This is a genomic window from Methylocystis sp., assembly GCF_021731785.1.
Lineage (GTDB): Bacteria > Pseudomonadota > Alphaproteobacteria > Rhizobiales > Beijerinckiaceae > Methylocystis.
On sequence record NZ_JAKFWS010000067.1, the window covers coordinates 1 to 20,054 of the forward strand.

General features: G+C 62.5%; 17 protein-coding genes. 10 read left to right on the forward strand and 7 right to left on the reverse strand.

Annotated features, from left to right (window positions below; genetic code table 11):
* The first annotated feature begins 62 nt into the window (after nucleotides 1–62).
* Nucleotides 63–1,538, forward strand: a complete 1,476-nt coding sequence (locus tag QZ964_RS12215) for an ammonium transporter (RefSeq protein ID WP_292531935.1) — start codon at nucleotides 63–65, stop codon at nucleotides 1,536–1,538.
* 311 nt (nucleotides 1,539–1,849) lie between these two features.
* Entirely contained in the window at nucleotides 1,850–3,355 is a 1,506-nt protein-coding gene (locus QZ964_RS12220; protein WP_292531936.1) for a bifunctional UDP-sugar hydrolase/5'-nucleotidase, read from the forward strand.
* Here the strand turns inward: QZ964_RS12220 and QZ964_RS12225 are convergent, their stop codons facing one another.
* Complete coding sequence (locus QZ964_RS12225; RefSeq protein WP_292531937.1) at nucleotides 3,356–4,804, reverse strand: NAD-dependent succinate-semialdehyde dehydrogenase; 1,449 nt, start codon at nucleotides 4,802–4,804, stop codon at nucleotides 3,356–3,358. It lies immediately after the preceding gene.
* Between the two features lie 159 nt (nucleotides 4,805–4,963).
* Here QZ964_RS12225 and QZ964_RS12230 point away from each other — a divergent pair, with 159 nt between their 5' ends.
* Genes QZ964_RS12230 through QZ964_RS12245 form a run of 4 tightly spaced genes read left to right on the forward strand, consistent with a single transcriptional unit; the run spans nucleotide 4,964 to nucleotide 10,806 of the window.
* Nucleotides 4,964–6,874 (forward strand): extracellular solute-binding protein, encoded by a 1,911-nt coding sequence (locus tag QZ964_RS12230; protein WP_292531938.1) that lies wholly within the window; start codon nucleotides 4,964–4,966, stop codon nucleotides 6,872–6,874.
* Between the two features lie 4 nt (nucleotides 6,875–6,878).
* A complete protein-coding gene (locus QZ964_RS12235; RefSeq protein ID WP_292531939.1) occupies nucleotides 6,879–7,991 on the forward strand; it encodes a microcin C ABC transporter permease YejB in 1,113 nt (370 codons plus the stop codon).
* Nucleotides 7,988–9,160 carry an ABC transporter permease gene (locus QZ964_RS12240; RefSeq protein ID WP_292531967.1) on the forward strand — a complete coding sequence of 391 codons (1,173 nt, stop codon included), beginning with the start codon at nucleotides 7,988–7,990 and terminating at the stop codon, nucleotides 9,158–9,160. The genes QZ964_RS12235 and QZ964_RS12240 overlap by 4 nt, the downstream gene beginning before the upstream one ends.
* Nucleotides 9,157–10,806, forward strand: coding sequence for an ABC transporter ATP-binding protein (locus tag QZ964_RS12245; RefSeq protein ID WP_292531940.1), 1,650 nt, complete (start codon nucleotides 9,157–9,159; stop codon nucleotides 10,804–10,806). The genes QZ964_RS12240 and QZ964_RS12245 overlap by 4 nt, the downstream gene beginning before the upstream one ends.
* Here the strand turns inward: QZ964_RS12245 and QZ964_RS12250 are convergent.
* The 3 genes from QZ964_RS12250 to QZ964_RS12260 are packed head-to-tail and all read right to left on the reverse strand — an operon-like array spanning nucleotide 10,789 to nucleotide 13,549.
* Entirely contained in the window at nucleotides 10,789–11,298 is a 510-nt protein-coding gene (locus tag QZ964_RS12250; RefSeq protein WP_292531941.1) for a MaoC/PaaZ C-terminal domain-containing protein, read from the reverse strand. The genes QZ964_RS12245 and QZ964_RS12250 overlap by 18 nt on opposite strands.
* Nucleotides 11,295–12,164 carry an NlpC/P60 family protein gene (locus QZ964_RS12255; protein ID WP_292531942.1) on the reverse strand — a complete coding sequence of 290 codons (870 nt, stop codon included), beginning with the start codon at nucleotides 12,162–12,164 and terminating at the stop codon, nucleotides 11,295–11,297. Before QZ964_RS12255 ends, QZ964_RS12250 begins: the two co-directional genes overlap by 4 nt.
* A complete protein-coding gene (locus QZ964_RS12260) occupies nucleotides 12,161–13,549 on the reverse strand; it encodes a M17 family metallopeptidase (protein ID WP_292531943.1) in 1,389 nt (462 codons plus the stop codon). Before QZ964_RS12260 ends, QZ964_RS12255 begins: the two co-directional genes overlap by 4 nt.
* Nucleotides 13,550–13,861: 312 nt before the next feature.
* Here QZ964_RS12260 and QZ964_RS12265 point away from each other — a divergent pair, with 312 nt between their 5' ends.
* The 4 genes from QZ964_RS12265 (at nucleotide 13,862) to rpsI (ending at nucleotide 16,917) form a co-directional block, all read left to right on the forward strand.
* A complete protein-coding gene (locus tag QZ964_RS12265) occupies nucleotides 13,862–14,200 on the forward strand; it encodes a P-II family nitrogen regulator (protein ID WP_292531944.1) in 339 nt (112 codons plus the stop codon).
* Between the two features lie 30 nt (nucleotides 14,201–14,230).
* The gene (locus QZ964_RS12270; RefSeq protein ID WP_292531945.1) at nucleotides 14,231–15,610 is read left to right on the forward strand and encodes an ammonium transporter; all 1,380 of its coding nucleotides are present in this window, start codon (nucleotides 14,231–14,233) and stop codon (nucleotides 15,608–15,610) included.
* Between the two features lie 354 nt (nucleotides 15,611–15,964).
* Nucleotides 15,965–16,435, forward strand: a complete 471-nt coding sequence (gene rplM, locus QZ964_RS12275; RefSeq protein ID WP_292531946.1) for a 50S ribosomal protein L13 — start codon at nucleotides 15,965–15,967, stop codon at nucleotides 16,433–16,435.
* Nucleotides 16,436–16,437: 2 nt separating this feature from the next.
* Complete coding sequence (gene rpsI, locus QZ964_RS12280; protein WP_292531947.1) at nucleotides 16,438–16,917, forward strand: 30S ribosomal protein S9; 480 nt, start codon at nucleotides 16,438–16,440, stop codon at nucleotides 16,915–16,917.
* Between the two features lie 67 nt (nucleotides 16,918–16,984).
* Here rpsI and QZ964_RS12285 read toward each other — a convergent pair whose 3' ends face one another.
* From QZ964_RS12285 to QZ964_RS12295, 3 genes are read right to left on the reverse strand one after another with little or no spacing between them, the layout of a single operon-like run.
* Nucleotides 16,985–17,335 carry a hypothetical protein gene (locus QZ964_RS12285; RefSeq protein WP_292531948.1) on the reverse strand — a complete coding sequence of 117 codons (351 nt, stop codon included), beginning with the start codon at nucleotides 17,333–17,335 and terminating at the stop codon, nucleotides 16,985–16,987.
* 57 nt (nucleotides 17,336–17,392) lie between these two features.
* Nucleotides 17,393–18,673: an MFS transporter gene (locus QZ964_RS12290; RefSeq protein ID WP_292531949.1), complete on the reverse strand. Its 1,281-nt coding sequence runs from the start codon at nucleotides 18,671–18,673 to the stop codon at nucleotides 17,393–17,395.
* Nucleotides 18,670–20,046 carry a peptide MFS transporter gene (locus QZ964_RS12295; RefSeq protein ID WP_292531950.1) on the reverse strand — a complete coding sequence of 459 codons (1,377 nt, stop codon included), beginning with the start codon at nucleotides 20,044–20,046 and terminating at the stop codon, nucleotides 18,670–18,672. The genes QZ964_RS12290 and QZ964_RS12295 overlap by 4 nt, the downstream gene beginning before the upstream one ends.
* Between the last annotated feature and the right edge of the window lie 8 nt (nucleotides 20,047–20,054).

A 20,054-nucleotide genomic window follows, 5' to 3' on the forward strand; every position in this document is an offset into this window, starting at 1 on the left:
ACCGGCGAAACCGACGCCGACGCGCTTTGATCGCCTCCCCGCAACATCAGGAGCTCTCACCCATGAAATTTCCTTCGCCTCGAAGCGCTTCAGTCGCTTCGGTCATCGCGGGAGCGGCGATTTCGGCCTTGCAGGCGTTTCCTGCCCTCGCCGCGAATGACCCGACGCCCAATCCCGGCGACACGGCCTGGATGCTGACGTCGTCGGCCCTCGTGTTGATGATGTCGATCCCGGGCCTGGCGCTGTTCTACGGTGGCCTGGTGCGCGCCAAGAACATGCTGTCGATCTTGTCTCAGACGTTCGCGATCGTCGCGCTCGTCGGCGTGATCTGGACGGTCTACGGCTATTCGCTCGCTTTCGGCGACGGCGGATCGCTGAGCAATTACATCGGCGGCTTCAACAAGCTGTTCATGAAAGGAGTTTCCGCCGCCTCCAACGCGGCGACCTTCACCCCCGGCCATGTCATTCCGGAATACGCTTATTTCGTCTTCCAGATGACATTCGCGATGATCACCCCGGCGCTGATCATCGGCGCCTTCGCCGAGCGCATGAAATTTTCCGCCGTGCTGCTGTTCGTCGCCTTCTGGGTGACGTTCATCTACTTCCCGATCGCGCATTGGGTGTGGGGCGTCGCCGATCCGAACGCTTTGGTCGACGCCGCGACGCAGCTTGCCGCGGCCGGCGACGAGGCGGCGAAAGCGGCCGCTCAGGCGAAGATCGACGAGATCAACGCCGCCGTCGGATGGCTTGCGGGCAAGGGCGCGCTGGACTTCGCTGGCGGCACGGTCGTGCACATCAACGCCGGCATCGCCGGTCTCGTTGGCGCGATCATCGTCGGCAAGCGCATCGGCTTTGGCAAGGAGGCGCTGCCGCCGCATTCGCTCACCCTGTCGATGGTCGGCGCCTCATTGCTGTGGGTCGGCTGGTTCGGCTTTAACGCCGGATCGAATCTCGAGGCGAACGGCGTGACCGCACTCGCATTCGTCAACACCATGGTGGCGACGGCGGCGGCGGCGCTCTCCTGGATGATCGTGGAATGGCTGGTGAAGGGCAAGCCGTCGATGCTGGGCCTCATCACCGGCGCGGTCGCCGGTCTCGTCGCAGTGACGCCGGCGTCCGGCTATGCCGGACCGGTCGGCGCCATCGTTCTTGGCCTCGCCGTTTCGCCGATCTGCCTCTTCTTCGTCGATTTCGTAAAGAAGATGGCGGGCTACGACGACGCGCTCGACGTGTTCGGCGTGCACTGCATCGGCGGCATCACCGGCGCGCTGGCGACGGGGATTTTGGTCAATCCCGATCTCGGCGGCGTCGGCATCACCGACTACACCAATCTGGAAACCTACGCCGGCACCTACGACATGGTCGCGCAGATGAAGGCGCAGGGAATCGCCGTCGTCGCGACGCTTCTGTGGTCGGGCGTCGGTTCAGCGGTCCTCTACAAGCTTGTCGACGTCATCGTCGGTCTGCGGCCGACGCCCGATCAAGAGCGCGAAGGCCTCGACATCACCGACCACGGCGAGCGCGCCTACAACTACTAAAAGCTCATCTCCTGGCACGACGCGAAACGGCGCCTACGGGCGCCGTTTCTTTTTGCCTGCTCGACTTCGCATTTCACACGCTTTCGGATGAAGTGAGGGTGTTTGACGAGAAGGGCGGCCATACCTCCCCCTTTGCGGGGAGGTCGCGTCGCGAAACGGCGCGGGTGGGGGTTAAATCACCCCACCCGGTTCGCTTCGCGAACCACCCTCCCCGTCAAGGGCAGGGATTGCGCGCTCAATCAACGAGTATTGCCCTCGTCATCAAGCGGCGGCAAATTACTCGTCTTTCGAGATGAAACAGGGCGAGCGCTATGTCGTGGTTCGTTACTCGGCGCATCTTTCTTTTCTTAGCCCTTGCGCTCGGGATATTTACACTTCCCTCCCGCGCCGCCGAGCGCGTCGTCAATCTCACCTTCGTCGTGTTCAGCGACATCTACGAGATGGCGGAAAGAGACGGACGCGGCGGCTTCGCCCGCATCGCCGGCGCGCTGAAAGCCGAGCGCGCGAGAGCGAAAGACATCATCGTCGCTCATGCCGGCGACACGCTGTCGCCGTCGCTTACGTCGAGCGTCGACAAGGGCGCGCATATCATGGACCTTCTCAACCGCGTCGGCCTAGACGTCTTCACGCCCGGCAATCACGAATTCGATTTCGGCGAAGCGATTTTTCGCCAGCGCATGGGCGAAGCGAAATTCGCGCTGCTCGCCGCGAATCTGCGCGACGCCTCCGGCCATGCTCTACCTGGCTTCGCCGACAGCAAGATCATCAACGTCGCGGGGGTAAAGGTCGGCATCTTCGGCCTGACTGATGACGAGGCGGCAAGGCGATCCAGTCCGGGAAACTTGAAACTTCTACCCGCGATCGAGACGGCGAAGCGCGAGGCGCAGGCGCTACGCGACGCCGGCGCCGATCTTGTCGTCGTGATCACGCACTCCGAGTGGCAGGACGATCTGCGGCTGATGAAGCTCGGACCGATCGACATTGTTCTGTCGGGACACGACCACAATCTCCTTATCGCCTATGACGGTCGCGCCGCCATCGGCGAGACCCAGGCCGACGGCGTCAATCTCGTCGCGATCGATGTCGAGATTCGTATCGCCAACGACGGCGTCAAGCGCTGGACGCCGAGATTTCGTATCGTCGACACCGCCGATGTCGCGCCCGACGCCGCGATTGCGGCGCGTGTCGCGCAATATCAAGCCGAGATCGACAAGGCGCTAGACGTCGACATCGGCGTCGCCAAGACGCCGCTCGACAGCCGGAAGGCGAGCGTGCGCGGTCAAGAGACCGCCATCGGCGACTTTTTCGCCGACACGATGCGCATAGCGACTGGCGCCGACGTCGCCATCCTTAACGGCGGCGGCATCCGCGGCAATCGGTTCTATCCGTCGGGAACGAAGCTGACGCGCAAGGACATCGCCAGGGAACTGCCGTTCAACAATCAGCTTGTGACTCTGGAGCTTTCGGGCGCCGATCTGCGCGCCGCCTTAGAAAACGCCGTCTGGCTGATCGATAAGGATGCTGGCCGCTTCGCTCAGATTTCCGGCGCGCGCATCGTCGTGCGGCGCGACGCTGTGCCAGGTTCGCGGCTGGTTTCGATCGATATCGGCGGCGCGCCGCTCGATGACGCGAAGCGCTACAAGGTTGCGACGATCGACTTCCTTGCGCGCGGCAAGGACGGCTATGTCGCGCTGACCCGGGGCAAACCACTCGTCGGCGAGCTCGAGGGCCCGCTGCTGTCGAACGTCGTCATCCGCGCGATCGAGAAAGCCGGCGCGATCGCACCCGTCGTCGACGGCCGCATTAGAGTCGAATAGTCAAAGTCCGCCAAGGCAGACATATTTGATCTCGACATAATCATCGACCCCATAGCGCGACCCTTCGCGCCCGAGGCCCGAATGTTTGACCCCGCCGAAGGGCGCCGCTTCCGTTGAGATCAAAGTCTCGTTGACGCCGACCATGCCGAATTCCAGCTGTTCGGCGACGCGGATGACGCGGGCGACGTCGCGACTGTAGAAGTAAGCGGCGAGACCGTAGGGCGTTGCGTTGGCGCGGCGCACCGCCTCGGCTTCAGTTTCGAACGAGATCAGCGGCGCGACCGGACCGAAGGTCTCTTCGTTAAAAATGAGCGCGTCGGCCGGCACATTCGCCAGGACCGTTGGCTGAAAGAAAGCGCCGCCGAGCGAATGACGGGCGCCGCCAGTCAAAACCTTTGCGCCATGGGCAACGGCGTCGGCGATGTGACGCTCGACTTTTTGGACCGCAGCCTCTTCGATCAGCGGACCGATGTCGACGTCGTCTTGTGTCCCCTCGCCAACCTTTAGCGCGCCGACCGCCGCCGCGAGCCTTTCGGCGAAGGCGTCGATCCTTGAAGCGTGAACAAGGATGCGGTTCGCCGAAACGCAAGTCTGACCGCTGTTGCGATATTTGGTGGCGATCGCCCCCTCGACGGCGCGATCGAGATCGGCGTCCTCGAATACGATCAGCGGCGCGTTGCCGCCAAGCTCCATCGAGCATTTCTGGATGTTCTCGGCCGCCTGCCGCAGCAGGATTCTGCCGACTTCGGTCGAGCCGGTGAAGGTCAGTTTGCGCACAAGCGGATTTTGCGTGAATTCGAGCCCGACCGGCGCCGGGTCTTTCGCCGTCACCACATTGATCACGCCCGAAGGCACGCCGGCGCGCTCGGCAAGCTCGGCGAGCGCCAGCGCCGAGAACGGCGTCAGCTCAGCGGGCTTCACCGCCATCGTGCAGCCGGCGCAAAGCGCAGCGCCGACCTTGCGTGCAAACATGGCGGAGGGAAAGTTCCATGGCGTGATCGCCGCCGTGACGCCGATAGCCTGTTTGAAGACGAGCAAACGGCGATCCTTCGGCCCGGGTATCACGTCGCCGTAAATGCGACGCCCCTCCTCCGCGAACCATTCGATGAAGCTCGCGGCATAGGCGATTTCCCCGCGCGCTTCGGCGAGCGGCTTGCCCATTTCGGCGGTGATGATTCGCGCCAGCCGCTCCTGATCGGCCATGATCAGCTCAAACCAGCGGCGCATGATATACGCCCGCTCCTTGGCGGCGCGATCCCGCCAATTTGGCAGCGCCCGCGCGCAGGACTCGATCGCTCGGCGCGTCTCCGCTACGCCCATGTCGGGAACGTGACCGAGGATCGCGCCGGTCGCCGGATTATTGACGCCGAAGGTTGCGCCGTCGTCTGCGTCGACCCAAGCGCCGTCGATAAAGTTCCGCTGGCGAAGGTCGAGGTTGATTTGAGTCATTTTTTGATGTCCTCTGGCGCGCGTGTCGCGCATTTTTTATAAAAAATGCCGAAGCGGCGCGATGGCCCCTGAGGGGCCCCTCGCGAACCCGCTAAAAACCGACATAATTGCGGCTCATGGGCTAGCGGCCGGCCGCGCCCTCCTCCGCCTGAGGTCACTTTGGCTCATTCCAAGATCGTCGATCTGACGCGCATTCGTCTGTCCCGCCGTTCGATCATTAGCGCCGGCGCCGCCGCCCTGATCGCCCCCCGCGTCCTCGCCAAGACCGGAGCGCCAGCCCCTGGCTCCAATCGTTTTGGCCCGCTCACGCCGGGCGAAATCGAGAGCCACGGGCTTTCGACGTTTGGCGACCTCAGCGAACCCGCCGACTTCAAACATTTCGGCTACGTCGATCCGAAAGCCCCGAAAGGGGGAACTTTGGCGCTGTCGCCGGCAAGCCCCACTTACGACAGTTTCAACGCTTATGTGTTGAGGGGCAATCCGGCGACGGGCATGTCGCTTGTCTTCGACAGTCTGATGAACCAGAGCCTCGACGAACGCGACGCCTATTACGGCCTCGTCGCCAAGAAGGTGCGCATCTCGGCGGACAAACTCACCTACGCGTTCCTCTTGCGCAAAGAGGCGCGCTTTCACGACGGCTCGCCGCTGACCGCGCATGACGCCGCCTTTTCCCTCAACATCCTCAAGAGCAAGGGCCATCCCGTCATCAGCCAGTTGTTGCGCGATCTGGACAGCGCGGAAGCTGAGGCCGATGACGTTCTCGTCCTGCGCTTCGCGCCGGGCCGCACGCGCGATCTGCCGGTGAGCGTCGTCGGTCAGCCGATCTTTTCGCGCGCCTATTACAAGGACCGCGATTTCGAGGCGACGACTCTGGAGCCCCCGCTCGGCTCGGGTCCCTATAAGGTCGGAGCCTTCGAGCAAGGCCGCTTCATCGCCTATCATCGCAATCCCGACTATTGGGCGAAGGATCTGCCGATCACGATAGGCCAGGGCAATTTCGACGTCGTGCGCTTTGAATATTTCGGCGACAGTCAGGTGGCCTTCGAGGCGTTCAAGGCCGGCGCCTTCACCGAGCGCGAGGAAAACATCGCGCGCGTCTGGGCGACGGGTTACGATTTTCCGGCCGTCAAGGACGGCCGCGTCAAACGCACGACGACGCCAAACAACAATATTCCGCAGATCCAGGGATGGTTCTTCAACACGCGCCGCAAGATGTTCAAGGACCCGCGCGTGCGCGAAGCGATCGGCTACGCCTTCGACTATGAATGGACCAGCCGCAACCTGATGTATGACGCCTATAAGCGCATCTCGTCCTATTTCGAAAATTCCGACCTTGAAGCGAAGGGCCTGCCGAGCGAACAGGAAAAGGCGCTGCTCGAACCTTATCGCGCCGATCTTCCCGCGGAAGTTTTTGGCGAACCTTTCGTCGCGCCCGTCTCCGACGGGACAGGACAAGACCGCGCTCTGCTCAAAAAGGCGAATGATCTTTTTGTCGCCGCCGGCTGCACGCGTCAGGACGGCGCCTTGCGCTTGCCTGACGGGACGCCGCTCGAATTCGAATTTCTCGACAACTCCAACGTCTTCGAGCGGCACACGCAGCCGTTCATCAAGAATTTGAAGCTTCTCGGCGTCAACGCCCACATCCGTATCGTTGACGCCGCTCAGTACAAGCAGCGGCTTGAAAACTTCGATTTCGACGTCGTCCATGACGTCCTGGTCATGAGTTGGAACCCGGGCGAGGAGCTTCGCGCCTATTTCAGCTCGAAGACCGCCGACGTTCCAGGGTCGCGCAATCTGGCGGGCGTCTCCAATCCGGCGATTGACGCGCTTGTCGAGAAGGCGCTCCTGGCGCAAACCCGCGAAGACCTGATCATCTGCTGCCGCGCGCTCGATCGCGCCTTGCGCGCGCAGCGCTACTGGATTCCGCACTGGTATAATCCCGTGCATCGCATCGCCTATTGGGACCTGTTTGGCCAGCCGGAGCGCACGCCGAAGTTCGACACCGGCGTGTTGTGGACCTGGTGGTGGGACGAAGAGAAAGCGCGCAAGATCAACTTTACGGGACGCTGAGCGTATGGGAGCCTATATCGCCCGCCGCGTGTTGCTGATGATCCCCACGATCCTCGGCATCATGCTCATCTCCTTCGCCATCGTGCAGTTCGCGCCGGGCGGTCCGGTCGAACGCATCATCGCGCAATTGCAAGGCTTCGACGTCGGCGCGACCGGTCGGTTTTCCGGCGGCGGCGGCGACGTCGGACAGGGCGGCGCGAGCCAGACCGGCACGATGGCCGCCGAATCCGCCGCGAAATATCGCGGCGCTCAGGGGCTCGACCCGAAATTCATCGCGGAACTCGAAAAGCAGTTCGGCTTCGACAAGCCGGCCTGGGAGCGGTTTCTGCTGATGGTGAAAAATTACGCGATGTTCGATTTCGGCCGCAGCTATTTTCGCGACGAAAGCGTCATCAAGCTTATCGGCGAAAAGCTACCAGTCTCGATTTCGCTGGGTCTGTGGATGACGCTTCTCTCCTATTCGATTTCAATTCCGCTCGGCATCGCCAAGGCCGTTCGCGACGGCACCAAATTCGACATGTGGACATCGAACGCCGTCATCGTCGGTTACGCCATTCCAAGTTTTCTGTTTGCGATGCTGCTGATTGTGCTCTTTGCCGGCGGCTCGTTCTGGCAAATCTTCCCGCTGCGCGGACTGACCTCAGACGATTTCTGGCAGCTTTCGCTCTTTGGCAAGGTGAAGGATTATCTCTGGCATATCGTTCTGCCGGTCACCGCGATGACGCTCGGAGCCTTTGCGACGCAGACCTTTCTGACGAAGAATTCCTTCTTAGACGAAATCCGTAAGCAATATGTGCAGACGGCGCGCATGAAAGGCCTCACCGAGCGGCGCGTGCTCTACGGCCATGTGTTTCGCAACGCCATGCTGATCGTCATCGCCGGCTTCCCAGGCGCATTCGTTCACGCATTCCTCACCGGCTCGGTGCTGATCGAAACGATTTTCTCGCTTGACGGACTCGGCTATCTCTCTTTCGAGAGCATCGTCAACCGCGACTATCCGGTCGTCTTCGCCACTCTCTATATTTTCGCGCTGCTCGGGCTCGTGGTGAATCTCATTTCCGATCTCACTTACACTTGGATCGATCCGCGCATCGATTTCGAAACGCGCGAGGTCTGACCGTGAGCGCTGCAACCGACGCAACGCCGCTTCTCGCGCCGCCGATTCATCGCGAAGGCTGGCTGCGGCTTACGCCGCTTGATCGGCGCCGCCTTGATAATTTCAAGGCGAACAGACGCGGCTATTGGTCCTTCTGGATTTTCATGACGCTCTTCGTGATGTCGCTTGGCTCGAATTTTTTGGCGAACGACCGGCCGGTTCTGACGTGGTACAAGGGCGAATTGCTGTTTCCGGCCTTTGTCTCTTACCCTGAAGAGAAATTCGGCGGCTTTCTCGCCCGCACCGATTACCGCGATCCCGTCATCGCCGACGAGATCAAGGCGCATGGCTGGATGCTCTGGCCGCCGATCCGCTTCTCCTATGACACGCATAATCTCGAGCTGCCGACGCCGGCGCCCTCGCCGCCGACCTGGATGCTGACGCACAAGCAATGCGAAATCGCCGCGGCCAAGGGCCTGCGGCCGGGCCAGCCCAATCGCGGCTGCGCCGCGTTGGAATATAACTGGCTTGGCACCGATGATCAGGGCCGCGACGTCGTCGCGCGCCTTCTTTACGGATTTCGAATCTCGGTGCTGTTCGGCCTGATCCTGGCGACGATTTCCTCGATCGTCGGCGTCGCCGCCGGCGCGATTCAGGGCTATTTCGGGGGACGCGTCGATCTTGTGTTCCAGCGCTTTATCGAAGTCTGGTCGTCGCTGCCGCAACTCTATCTGCTCATCATCATTTCATCATTCCTGACGCCCGGCTTTTTCGTGTTGCTCGGCATTTTGCTGCTGTTCTCCTGGGTGTCGCTGGTGCATGTCGTTCGCGCCGAATTCCTGCGCGCCCGCAATTTCGAATATGTCAACGCCGCGCGGGCGCTTGGGCTCGGCAATTTTCGGATCATCGTCAGGCATCTCTTGCCCAACGCCACCGTGGCGACGCTGACCTTTCTCCCCTTCATCCTCAATTCGTCGATCACGACGCTGACGGCGCTGGATTTTCTCGGATTTGGTCTGCCGCCAGGCTCGCCTTCGCTCGGCGAGCTGCTGCTGCAGGGAAAATCCAACCTTCAGGCGCCCTGGCTGGGACTGACCGGCTTCGCCATCATCGCGCTGATGCTGTCGCTCCTGGTCTTTATCGGCGAAGCGGTCCGCGACGCCTTCGACCCAAGGAAGAATTTCCGGTGATACGTCACGGCGCCGAAGCGCCTCCCCTCCTCGAGGTTCGCGATCTCTCGGTCTCCTTTCGGCATGGCGGGCGCGAGACCAAGGCGGTGGATCGCGTCTCCTTCTCGCTCGAGCGCGGCAAGACGCTGGCGATTGTCGGCGAATCGGGCTCTGGCAAATCGATCAGCGCGCTGTCGATTGTGCGCCTCCTTCCGCCCGGCGCGGTCGCTTCAGGCGAAGCGCTGTTCGACAGCGAGAACATGCTTGTCATCGACGACAACCGTCTGCGCGCGATCCGCGGCGCGCGCATCACGATGGTGTTCCAGGAGCCGATGACCTCGCTCAATCCGCTACAAACGATCGAGCGGCAAATCGCGGAGATTCTCGAGCTGCACGGCATGCGCGGCGAAGCCGCCGTTCGTGGGCGGGTCGTCGAGCTTCTCGGCGAAGTCGGCATTCCCGACCCTCAGGCGCGGCTTGGCGCCTATCCGCATCAGCTTTCGGGCGGCCAGCGTCAGCGCGTGATGATCGCCATGGCGCTCGCCAACAAGCCCGATCTGCTCATCGCCGACGAGCCGACGACGGCGCTCGACGTCACCGTGCAGGCGCAGATTCTCGCGCTGCTGGAGCGGCTGCAGCAAACCTATGGCATGGCGATGCTGTTCATCACCCATGACCTGGGGCTCGTGCGCCGTTTCGCCGACACGGTTTGCGTCATGCAAAAGGGGCGTATCGTCGAACAGGGCGACGTGGGAACGGTCTTTTCCTCGCCTCATCATCCATACACCAAGGCGCTGCTCACGGCGGAGCCCAAGGGCGCGCCGATAATTGAGAACAGTGAAGCGCCCGTCGTCGCCTCGGCCGACCAACTGCGCGTCTGGTTTCCCATCAAGCGCGGGTTCATGCGAAAGACGGTGGGATATATAAAAGCCGTAGACGGCGTCACCGTTGCGGTGCGCGAAGGCGCCACCGTCGGCGTCGTCGGCGAGTCAGGCTCCGGCAAGACGACGCTGGCGCTCGCCATGCTGCGGCTCATCCGCTCGGAAGGACCGGTCGTTTTCCTGGGCCAGCGCATCGACGGCAAGAGCGTCGACGCCATGCGTCCGCTGCGCCGCGACATGCAGATCGTCTTTCAGGACCCCTATGGCTCGCTCTCGCCGCGCATGTCGGTGGCGGAGATCGTCGCCGAGGGGCTCACCGTTCAACGGCCAGAACTCACCCTTGACCAGCGTCGCGAAATCGTCGCGCGCGCCCTGCAGGAAACCGGCCTCGATCCATCGACCATGGATCGCTATCCGCATGAATTTTCCGGCGGCCAGCGGCAGCGGATCGCGATCGCCCGCGCCATGGTGCTCGAGCCTAAATTCGTCGTGCTCGACGAGCCGACGTCGGCGCTCGACATGTCAGTGCAGGCGCAGATCATCGATCTGTTGCGCGACCTCCAGCGTCGCCGCTCGCTCGCCTATCTCTTCATCAGCCATGATCTACGCGTCGTGAAGGCGCTCGCCGCTCATCTCATCGTCATGCGCTACGGCAAGGTGGTCGAGGAAGGACCGGCGACGCGGGTCTTCGCCGAACCCAAGAGCGACTATACGCGCGCGCTCTTCGCAGCGGCTTTCCGCAATGAGGCTGAGCCGATTTCGAACGATTCAGTCGACGGGAAGTGATCCTGGTATTGGCGTCTCCCGGTTTGAACCTGCGGCGACGCGGCCCGGATCACGGAAAGCCAGGATTTTGACGCTTTGCGTCAGAACGACTTCGTCACGCTGATTGTAGGTCGCTACGTTCATCGAAACAAAGCCGCGATCGGAATAGCGACGTGGACAGACGATTCGCGTAACCTCGGCCTCCACGCGCAAAGAATCGCCAGGCCGGACCGGAAGTTTCCACGCGATCTCGGCCTCGATGCCGATGACCGGGCCGGCCAAGGGTGGATCGGCCGAGTCGGTCAGGAGCTTTATGCTCAGCGCGCCCGTCTGCCAGCCGCTCGCGACAAGACCGCCGAACATGCTGTCCTTGGCGGCCTCTTCGTCGATATGGAAATACTGAGGATCGCTGTCACGCGCGAAGCGGATGATGTCCTCGGCGCTGACCGTGACGCTCTTTGAATGCAGCCGCAGCCCGACGCGAAGATCGTCCAGATAGAGCTTCTTCGTCATGTTGCCTGCGCGCCCTCCTTCGCCAAGCGCTTCACGCTCGTCACCGGCCCTGCTCCCGCCGCCTCGTTGCGCACGCGCACAATGTCGAGCGGCTCGCTGGTGACCTGCATATGGGTGGCGTTGGCGTGAAGCAGGGTCGCGGTGTCGCGCATGACGCCCACATGGCCCTTCCAGAAGACAATGTCGCCGCGCATGAGCGGCGCGCCGGGATCAAGCCGAACGCCGAGCGCGGCCTCCTGCATATCGGTGTCGCGCGGCGCCTTGACGCCTGCCATCAGCAAGGAGACCTGCACCAGTCCCGAGCAGTCGACGCCGAGCCATGACTTGCCGCCCCAGAGATAGGGCGCGCCTTGAAGCGTCTCGGCCACCGCGACGTAGTCGGGCGCTTTCGCCTCGCGCGCGACGAGATGTTTGCGGTAGATGAATCCGAGTTCCGGCGTTACGCAAAAGCCGTCGCGCTCTTCAGCGATCGCGACTTCGGCGCCAAGCGGCAGGGCGTTGAACGGCGGCAATTTGATGTTTGGCCCCGGATAAATGAACGTCCGCGGCACGCAGACGCGATGCGTCGGCGCGCTCAATTCGCGCCACAAGGTATTGGCGGCGATCCAGCCGACATAATTGTCGCGCGCCAGCTGCGCCCAGGCCCAGCCCTCCTCCTCATCGTACACAGTGATGCGCTCGCCATAGAGCGCCTGAGTATCGACAGCGGCGTCGGGGCGTGGTTCGCGCCGAAGGTCGACGACGCAGTCCCTGACCTCCATCACGACCCCTTCGACATAGCGCTCCGCGGTCACGCGGCCCTTGAGATAGGCTGCGGCGATTTCGGGGCGCGCGGGCGTCAGCCGCCGGTCGAAACTCTCGCTCACGAATGCGCTTTCCCTTGTTCGACGCGCGCCTCGATCAAATCGTAAAGGAGGCGCGCCGCCTGCACGTCGCCGCCTTCCGGACGGCCGGGCTTCGTCGACGGGTTCCAGCAATAGACGTCGAAATGCGCCCAGCGCCTGGGGTCGGCGACAAAGCGCCTCAGGAACAGCGCGGCGATGATCGATCCGGCGAAGGGACCGCTCGTCACATTGACGAGATCGGAGATTTTGCCATCGAGGCCGCTGTCGTAACTATCCCACAAAGGCATTCGCCACGCCGAATCGTTTGCGGCTGCGGCCTTTGCGGCAATGTCGGCGGCGAGCCCGTCGTCGCCGGTATAGAACGGCGGAATTTCCGGACCGAGCGCGACACGCGCGGCGCCGGTCAGAGTGGCGAAATCGAAGAGCAGATCCGGCGGGGTTTCGCTGGCATAGGCGAGCGCGTCGGCGAGAATGAGTCTCCCCTCCGCGTCGGTGTTGCCGATTTCGACGCTTAGCCCTTTGCGGCTGCGGTAAACGTCGCTCGTTCGAAACGCGGAAGCCGAAATCGAATTTTCAACGATCGGCAGCAGGACGCGCAAACGGATCGGCGCTTTCGAGTCAAGCAGCATCGCTGCAAGCGACAACGCCGTCGCCGCGCCCCCCATGTCCTTCTTCATCAGCGCCATCGCGCTCGAGGGCTTGATGTCGAGCCCGCCAGTGTCAAAACAGACGCCTTTGCCGACCAGCGTGACGCGCAGACCCTCCTCCGGGCCATGCTCGAATTCGACCAGCCTCGGCGCCTGAGCGGCGGCGCGCCCAACGGCGTGGATCAAAGGAAAGTTTTCCGCAAGCAGCGCGTCCCCGACAATGACGCGGCTCTTGGCGCCGTGCTTCGCGCCAAGAGCGAGCGCAGCTTCGGCGAGCGCCTCCGGACCCATGTCGTTGGTCGGCGTGTTGATGAGATCCCTTCCCAGCGCGACGGCGGCTACGACACGCTCGATGCGTGCGCGGTCAGCTTCTTTGGGCGCGCAAAGTCGCGGCGCTTCGCTCTTTCGCGCCTTGTAGCGCGAGAAGGAATAGGTCGACAGAAGAAACGCCAGCGCCGCCTCTCCCGGCGCCTCGACGCCATCGCCAAGACGATAAAGGCCCATAGGCAACGCAGTCGCGAGCTTTCCGGCAAAAAACGGATCGCGCGCCTTCGGCTGCTTTCCCTCGGCGCCGAAGAAAACGCGCGGCCCGCCGCCGCCGTCCGGCGCAAAGAATGTGGAGCCGGCTTTCGCCTCAAATCCCACGAGCTCGGCAAGGCGGACTGTCGATTCGGGAAGCTTTGCGCGACGCTCGGGCCAGTCTTCCTTAGTGACGAAATCGATGGCGATCGCCTGAGGCGACCAGTCTTCAAGCTTCATCCGCGTCCGCCGCTTCCTTTGCGTCAGGTCGAGCCGCGCCGCGTTGATCGACCTCTCCTGTTTTGCCGGCGCGATCCACAAAACCCGTAAACAGGGCCGCTATCAAGCGCCCTGGGTCGAGCGCGGCGACGGAGAGACTCCTGAACGATCAAGATTTACGCATTTTGTACAAAAATTAGACGCTGATCGCCTCAGCGCTGGTCAAGGTCGCGCCCGCTAACCGGAAGCAAAACGATTATTTTATGCGCAGAATGGCACGCCACTTGCTGAGTAGGCGGTCACTTCGCCACAGTTGAGGGCATGTCTGCGCAAATGAAGATCATCACGGCCATCATCAAACCTTTCAAGCTCGACGAGGTGCGCGAGGCGCTGACGGCAATCGGCGTGCACGGAATGACCGCGACCGAGGTGAAGGGGTATGGCCGGCAGAAGGGCCACGCCGAAATTTACCGCGGCGCGGAATATATCGTCGCCTTCCTGCCTAAGGTTAAGATCGACGTCGCGCTTTCCGACGCCCTCGTCGATCGCGCGATCGAGGCGATCAGGCTCGCCGCCTACACCAGCCATATCGGCGACGGCAAAATCTTCGTCTTGCCGCTGGAGCGCGCGATGCGCATCCGCACCGGCGAGACCGATTCCGACGCGCTCTGAGCGCTTTCCCATCATCAATCAGGATTCACGATGAAGAGCTCGTTTGCGCGCAGCCCGAGTAAGGATTTCCTCATCCAGCATGGGAGCGACGGATTGCGCCGCAGAGTGTCAGGAGCGGCGGCCGCGCTGGCGGCGCTCATTGTCTCGCAGCCCGCTATCGCGCAAGACGGCGAACCCAAAATCGACGCGGCTGACACCGCCTTCATGATCTTCGCCACCGCGCTCGTCCTGATGATGACGCTGCCGGGGCTTGCGCTCTTTTACAGCGGCATGGTGCGTAAGAAGAACGTGCTCGCGACCATGGCGCAGAGCCTCATCGCCACCGCACTTGTGTCGTTGCTGTGGATCGGCGTGGCCTACAGCCTCGCCTTCAGCGGCGACGGCGCCTATATCGGCGACGCGTCGCGCGCGCTCCTTACCGGGATCGGGCTCGATACGGTGAGCCCCTTCGCCAAGACCATCCCCGAAATCCTGTTCATGATCTATCAGATGACCTTCGCGGTGATCACCTGCGCGTTGGTCGCCGGCTCCGTCGCCGAACGCATGAGGTTTTCGGCGTTCATGCTGTTTTGCGCGCTGTGGCTCTTTATCGTCTATGTCCCTTCCGCGCACTGGGTCTGGGGCGGCGGATTTCTGCAGAAGATGGGCCTCCTCGATTTTGCCGGCGGCACGGTCGTGCATATCAACGCCGGCGTCGCCGGCCTCGTCTGCGCGCTCGTGCTCGGCAACCGCGTTGGTTTTGGGCGCGAAAACCTTTCGCCCTTCGATCTCTCGCTTGCCGTGATCGGCACGGGGCTGCTGTGGGTCGGCTGGTTCGGCTTCAACGGCGGCTCGGCGCTCGCCGCCAATTCACGCGCGGTCTTCGCCATCGTCGCGACGCATCTTGCCGCCTGCGCCGGCGCGTTGATGTGGAGCGGACTGGAGTGGGTCCAGCGCGGCAAGCCTTCGGTGCTCGGCGTCGTCTCAGGCGCCGTCGCCGGGCTTGGCACGATCACGCCGGCCTCGGGCTATATCCTGCCCTGGCAAGGCGTCGTCATCGGGCTGATCGCCGGCGCCGTGTGCTACTGGTTCTGCACCGTGGTGAAATACAGGCTGCGTTATGACGACACGCTCGACGTGTTCGGCGTGCATGGCGTCGGCGGCGTCATGGGCACGCTGCTCGCCGGAGTTTTCGCCACGCGCGCGATCACCGCTTCAGAAAGCGATCCTGGAGTCGCCGGACTCCTGGAGGGCGACCCGCATCAGCTTTACGTGCAGGCGATCGGCGTCCTGGTCACCGTCGTCTGGTGCGTGGTCGGCACCTGGACGGCGCTCAAAATCGTCTCGCTCTTCACATCGCTGCGCGTGAACTCCGACGACGAGCGCGAAGGCCTCGACATCGCGCTGCATGGCGAAGCGCTGCATCAGTAGCGAGATGGCTTCAAGAAAGGCGTTGCCTTGAAACCGCGTCATGGCCGGGCTTATCCCGGCCATCCACGCCGAGCCGCTACGCCAAATCCTCGTCCAAATCCCGCCGTTCGGGATTCATATCGTGGAGGAGCCGAACCCCCACGCCCCCACCTAAAGGCCGCACACTCTCGCGTCATTGATTACGCTCCAAATTGCATACGGGCATACTAAAGGTATTATTTTACCACCTCACGCTATATCCGAGTTTTTATAGCTTCCCGGAAACTCGTCGGCCTAAAAACTGCTTGACCTGCCCCGCGCCATCCCCTATCCCCTCGCCATCCGAACGCACCGTTCAAACGGAACTCCCATCCCATGTTTGGCAAAACTTTTTCGGCGAAGCCCGCCGACATCGAAAAGAAATGGGTGCTGATCGACGCCTCCGGGCTCGTCGTCGGCCGTCTCGCGAGCATCATCGCGCTGCGCCTGCGCGGCAAGCACAAGGCGACCTTCACGCCCCATATGGACGACGGCGACAACATCATCGTCGTCAACGCCGACAAGGTGGTTCTCACCGGCCGCAAGCGCGACCAGAAGGTCTATCACCACCACACCGGCTTCCCTGGCGGCATCAAGGAGCGCTCGGCGAAGTTCATTCTCGAGGGGCGCTTCCCGGAGCGCATCCTGGAGAAGGCCGTGCAGCGCATGCTGCCGCGCGGTCCCCTGGGCCGCAAGCAGCTCGGCAATCTGCGCGTCTATAAGGGCGCCGAACATCCGCATGAGGCGCAGAGCCCACAGACGCTCGACGTCGCCGCCCTGAACGTCAAGAATAGCCGGAGCGCCTGACCATGGCCGAGACCACTCTTTCCTCGCTTTCCGATTTGCAGTCGAGCGTCTCCCCGGCGCCGGAAGCGCCGCGCTATGTCCAGAAGCTCGACAAGCAGGGCCGCGCCTATGCCACCGGCAAGCGCAAGAACGCCGTCGCGCGCGTCTGGATCAAGCCGGGCCCCGGCAAGATCACCGTCAACGGCCGCGACGTTGAAGTCTATTTCGCCCGTCCGGTGCTGCGCATGATTTTGGCCCAGCCATTCGGCGTCACCAAGCGCGCGGGTCAATATGACATCGTCGTTACGGTTGCCGGTGGCGGACTTTCGGGACAGGCCGGCGCTGTGCGTCACGGCCTCGCCAAGGCGCTGACCAATTACGAGCCTGAGCTGCGTCCCGCGCTGAAGAAGGAAGGGTTTCTCACGCGCGACTCCCGCGTCGTCGAGCGCAAGAAATACGGCAAGCGCAAAGCCCGCCGCAGCTTCCAGTTCTCGAAGCGCTAAGCTTCGAAAGACAAGCGAACAAGCATGCGAGAGCGGCGCTTCGGCGCCGCTCTTTCTTTTGCGGGCCTCAATAGACGCAAATTTTGAAGTCGCTGCCGAGCCAGCAGGCGGGATCGGACTTGGAGCGCTTTGCTTCCCCCCAGCGGGAATTGATGGCGTCGCGGGTCAGCCCTCTCACTTCGGCGACGCCGGGCGAAACAATGGAGACGTTGACCATCGTCACGCTGTCAAATCCCGACTTGCCGATCGGCTCGACCGCAAAGCTGCCGCCAGCGTCAAGCATAAAGTTGCACCTCCCCCTATAGGGCGTCATGCCATTGCCGAGCACGACGCATTTCGCGGCTCTTGCGGCTGCCTCCTGGAGCAGGATCGGATGCGCCAAGACGATCAAGGCAATCAAAGCAGCAATTCTCTTCATCAAAACCTCCCATGTCTCCAACCTCAGTCAATCGTCGTTGCAGCACAGCCAGGGCTTTCAATCGAGCCATTCCCTGCGCCGCTCGCGCAGACCGGCGACGCCAACGAGCCCGACGACGGCGCCGAACATCAGATAGTAGGCGGGCGCCACCGGGCTGGCGAGAAATCCGATCAGCCAGGCGACGATAAACGGCGCAAAACCGCCGAAGATCATGACCGCGACATTATAGGCGATCGCCAGCCCCACGCTGCGGATATGCGTCGGAAACTGCTCGGCAAGCGCCGTCGACAGCGCGCCGAACAGTCCTGAAAGAATGACGCAGAAGGCGGTCTGGGCGATGGTCAACGTCGCAAGCGACCGCTCGACTTGCAGCCACGCAAACAGCGGATAGACGCAAAGGAGAAGCATTCCATAGGAGGCCAAGAGCAAGGGCCGCCTGCCAAATTTATCTGAGCAAGCGCCAACCAATGGCGTCAGGACGATCAGCAACAGAAGCCCGGGCGCCTGAGCGATAAAGGACTCGGCGAGGCTAAGCCCCAACTCCGTCTTTCCATAGGTCGGCATATAAACAAGGATGACGTAGAACGAGATCGTCGCGCCGACCGTGGCGGCGAAACTGGCGATCAGTCTGTCGCGTTGCCGCCGAACCATATCGAGAAAGGCCTCCATCGCGCCGCCGCTTCGAGGCGACGCTTCAAAGGCATGCGTTTCGTCGAGGTTGCGTCTGACATAGATCCCGACCGGGCCGATCAGCAAGCCGGCGACGAAGGGAAGCCGCCAAGCCCAATCATTCAGCGCCTGAGTCGAGAAGACAGTGGCAACGACGATGCCGGCGAGCGTTCCAAATAAAATCGACAGTCCCTGCCCGACCATCTGCAAGGAGCCATAGAGTCCGCGCTGGCCGGCAGGCGCGACTTCAATCAGAAAAGCGGTTGAACTCGCGAATTCTCCGCCGGTGGCGAAACCCTGCAGCAATCGGCCGATGACCACGAGCATCGGCGCGTAGACGCCGATCGCCGCATAGGTCGGCGCAAACGCGATCACTGCCACTGCGGCGGTCATCACGAACATGATGAGTTGCAACGCCGCCTTGCGTCCCTTGCGATCCGCGTAAAATCCGAAGAACAGCCCGCCGAGCGGCCGCGTGCAGAAGCCCGCGCCGAAGGTGGCGAGCGCCAGCAACAGCGCCGCCGTCTCGTCTCCGCTCGGAAAGAAAGCCCGCGCCAGCACGGAAGCAAAAAAGCCGTAGACGACGAAATCGTACCATTCGAGCGCATTGCCGATGACAGCGGCGGCGATCTGTTTGGGCGCTGGCGTTCTCGCTTGGCGCAGGTTCATCCAACTTTCGAGATTCGACGGCTTTCGCGAAAAGCCAGGAGATCGCCGAGCGGTCGCCGCGCCGCCTCGACGATGAGCGCGCCGGCGACGCCAAGAATGCTCATGAGCAGGAAGAAATACACGCTTTCGAGGCTCGACCACAGACTGCCGAGCCACCCCGCAAGCAGATTGCCGAGAAACATCGAAGTGAACCATAAGCCCATCAGCGCCGAGCGTGAGCCTTCAGGCGCGACATGCGAGACGAGCGACAAAGCAATTGGCGAAAAATGCAGCTCCGAGACGGTGATGACGGCAAAAAAGCCGAGAAGCCAAAGCCAGCTCGCCTTGCCGCCATCGCTCGTCCAGGCCGCCATCGCCATGACGCCGTAACTCGCGGCGACGCCGAGACAGCCAAGCGACATTTTCCGGATCGTCGACGGCTCGCGCCCCGACCGCGCGAGCCAGGCCCATAGCGAGACGAGCGGCGGCGTGAAAAGGAAGATCATCAGCGGATTGAAGGCCTGAAACCAAGTCACCGGAATGTCATGGCACCACCCGAAGACGGCGACGCTACGGTCGGTGAATTGCGCCGCCCAAAGCGCGATCGTATTGCCTTGCTGCTCGAACGCCGCCCAGAACAGCGCGGAAGGCGCGAAGAGCAGCATAAGAACGGTGAAAGACCGGCGAAACTTCGCGCGCGTCGGCGCCGTCGGCGCGCGCCTTTCGCGCGGCGGCGGTTCGCGCGGCAGACTCGGCAGACCGATGAGGTAAGTTACCAGACCGATGACCATGCCGACGCCGGCGCAGGCGAACCCGTAATGCCAGCCGATCATCTCGCCGACCGTTCCGCAGACGAGCGGCGCGAAGAAGGCGCCGATGTTGATGCCGACATAAAAGATCGAATAGGCGCGATCGCGTCGCGCGTCAGTCGGCGCGTAAAGCTCGCCGACCTGCGTCGATATGTTCGGCTTGAAACCGCCGCAGCCGAGCGCGACGAGAAGCAGCGCGATCAAAAACAAGCGATCGAACGCCATCATGAAATGGCCGACGGCCATCAGCGCGGCGCCGATGACGATCGTGCGCATGCGTCCAAGCCAGCGGTCGGCGATATACCCGCCGAGGATCGGCGCGAGATAAACAAGGCCCGTGTAGAGCCCGTAAATTTGCGAAGCAAATGGCTGCGGGCCGAGCGGACCGGACAGCATCTCGAGCCCACGCTGCAAGGCGTCGAGGCCGAGCGCCGCATCCATGCGCTCCGGCTTCAAAAGGTATTCGACCATGTAGAGGACGAGCAGCGCCCGCATGCCGTAATAGGAAAAGCGCTCCCACATTTCCGAAGCGAAGAGAAAGGCCAGTCCGCGCGGATGGCCGAGAAAATCGTCGCTTCGCTGCATACGCTCTA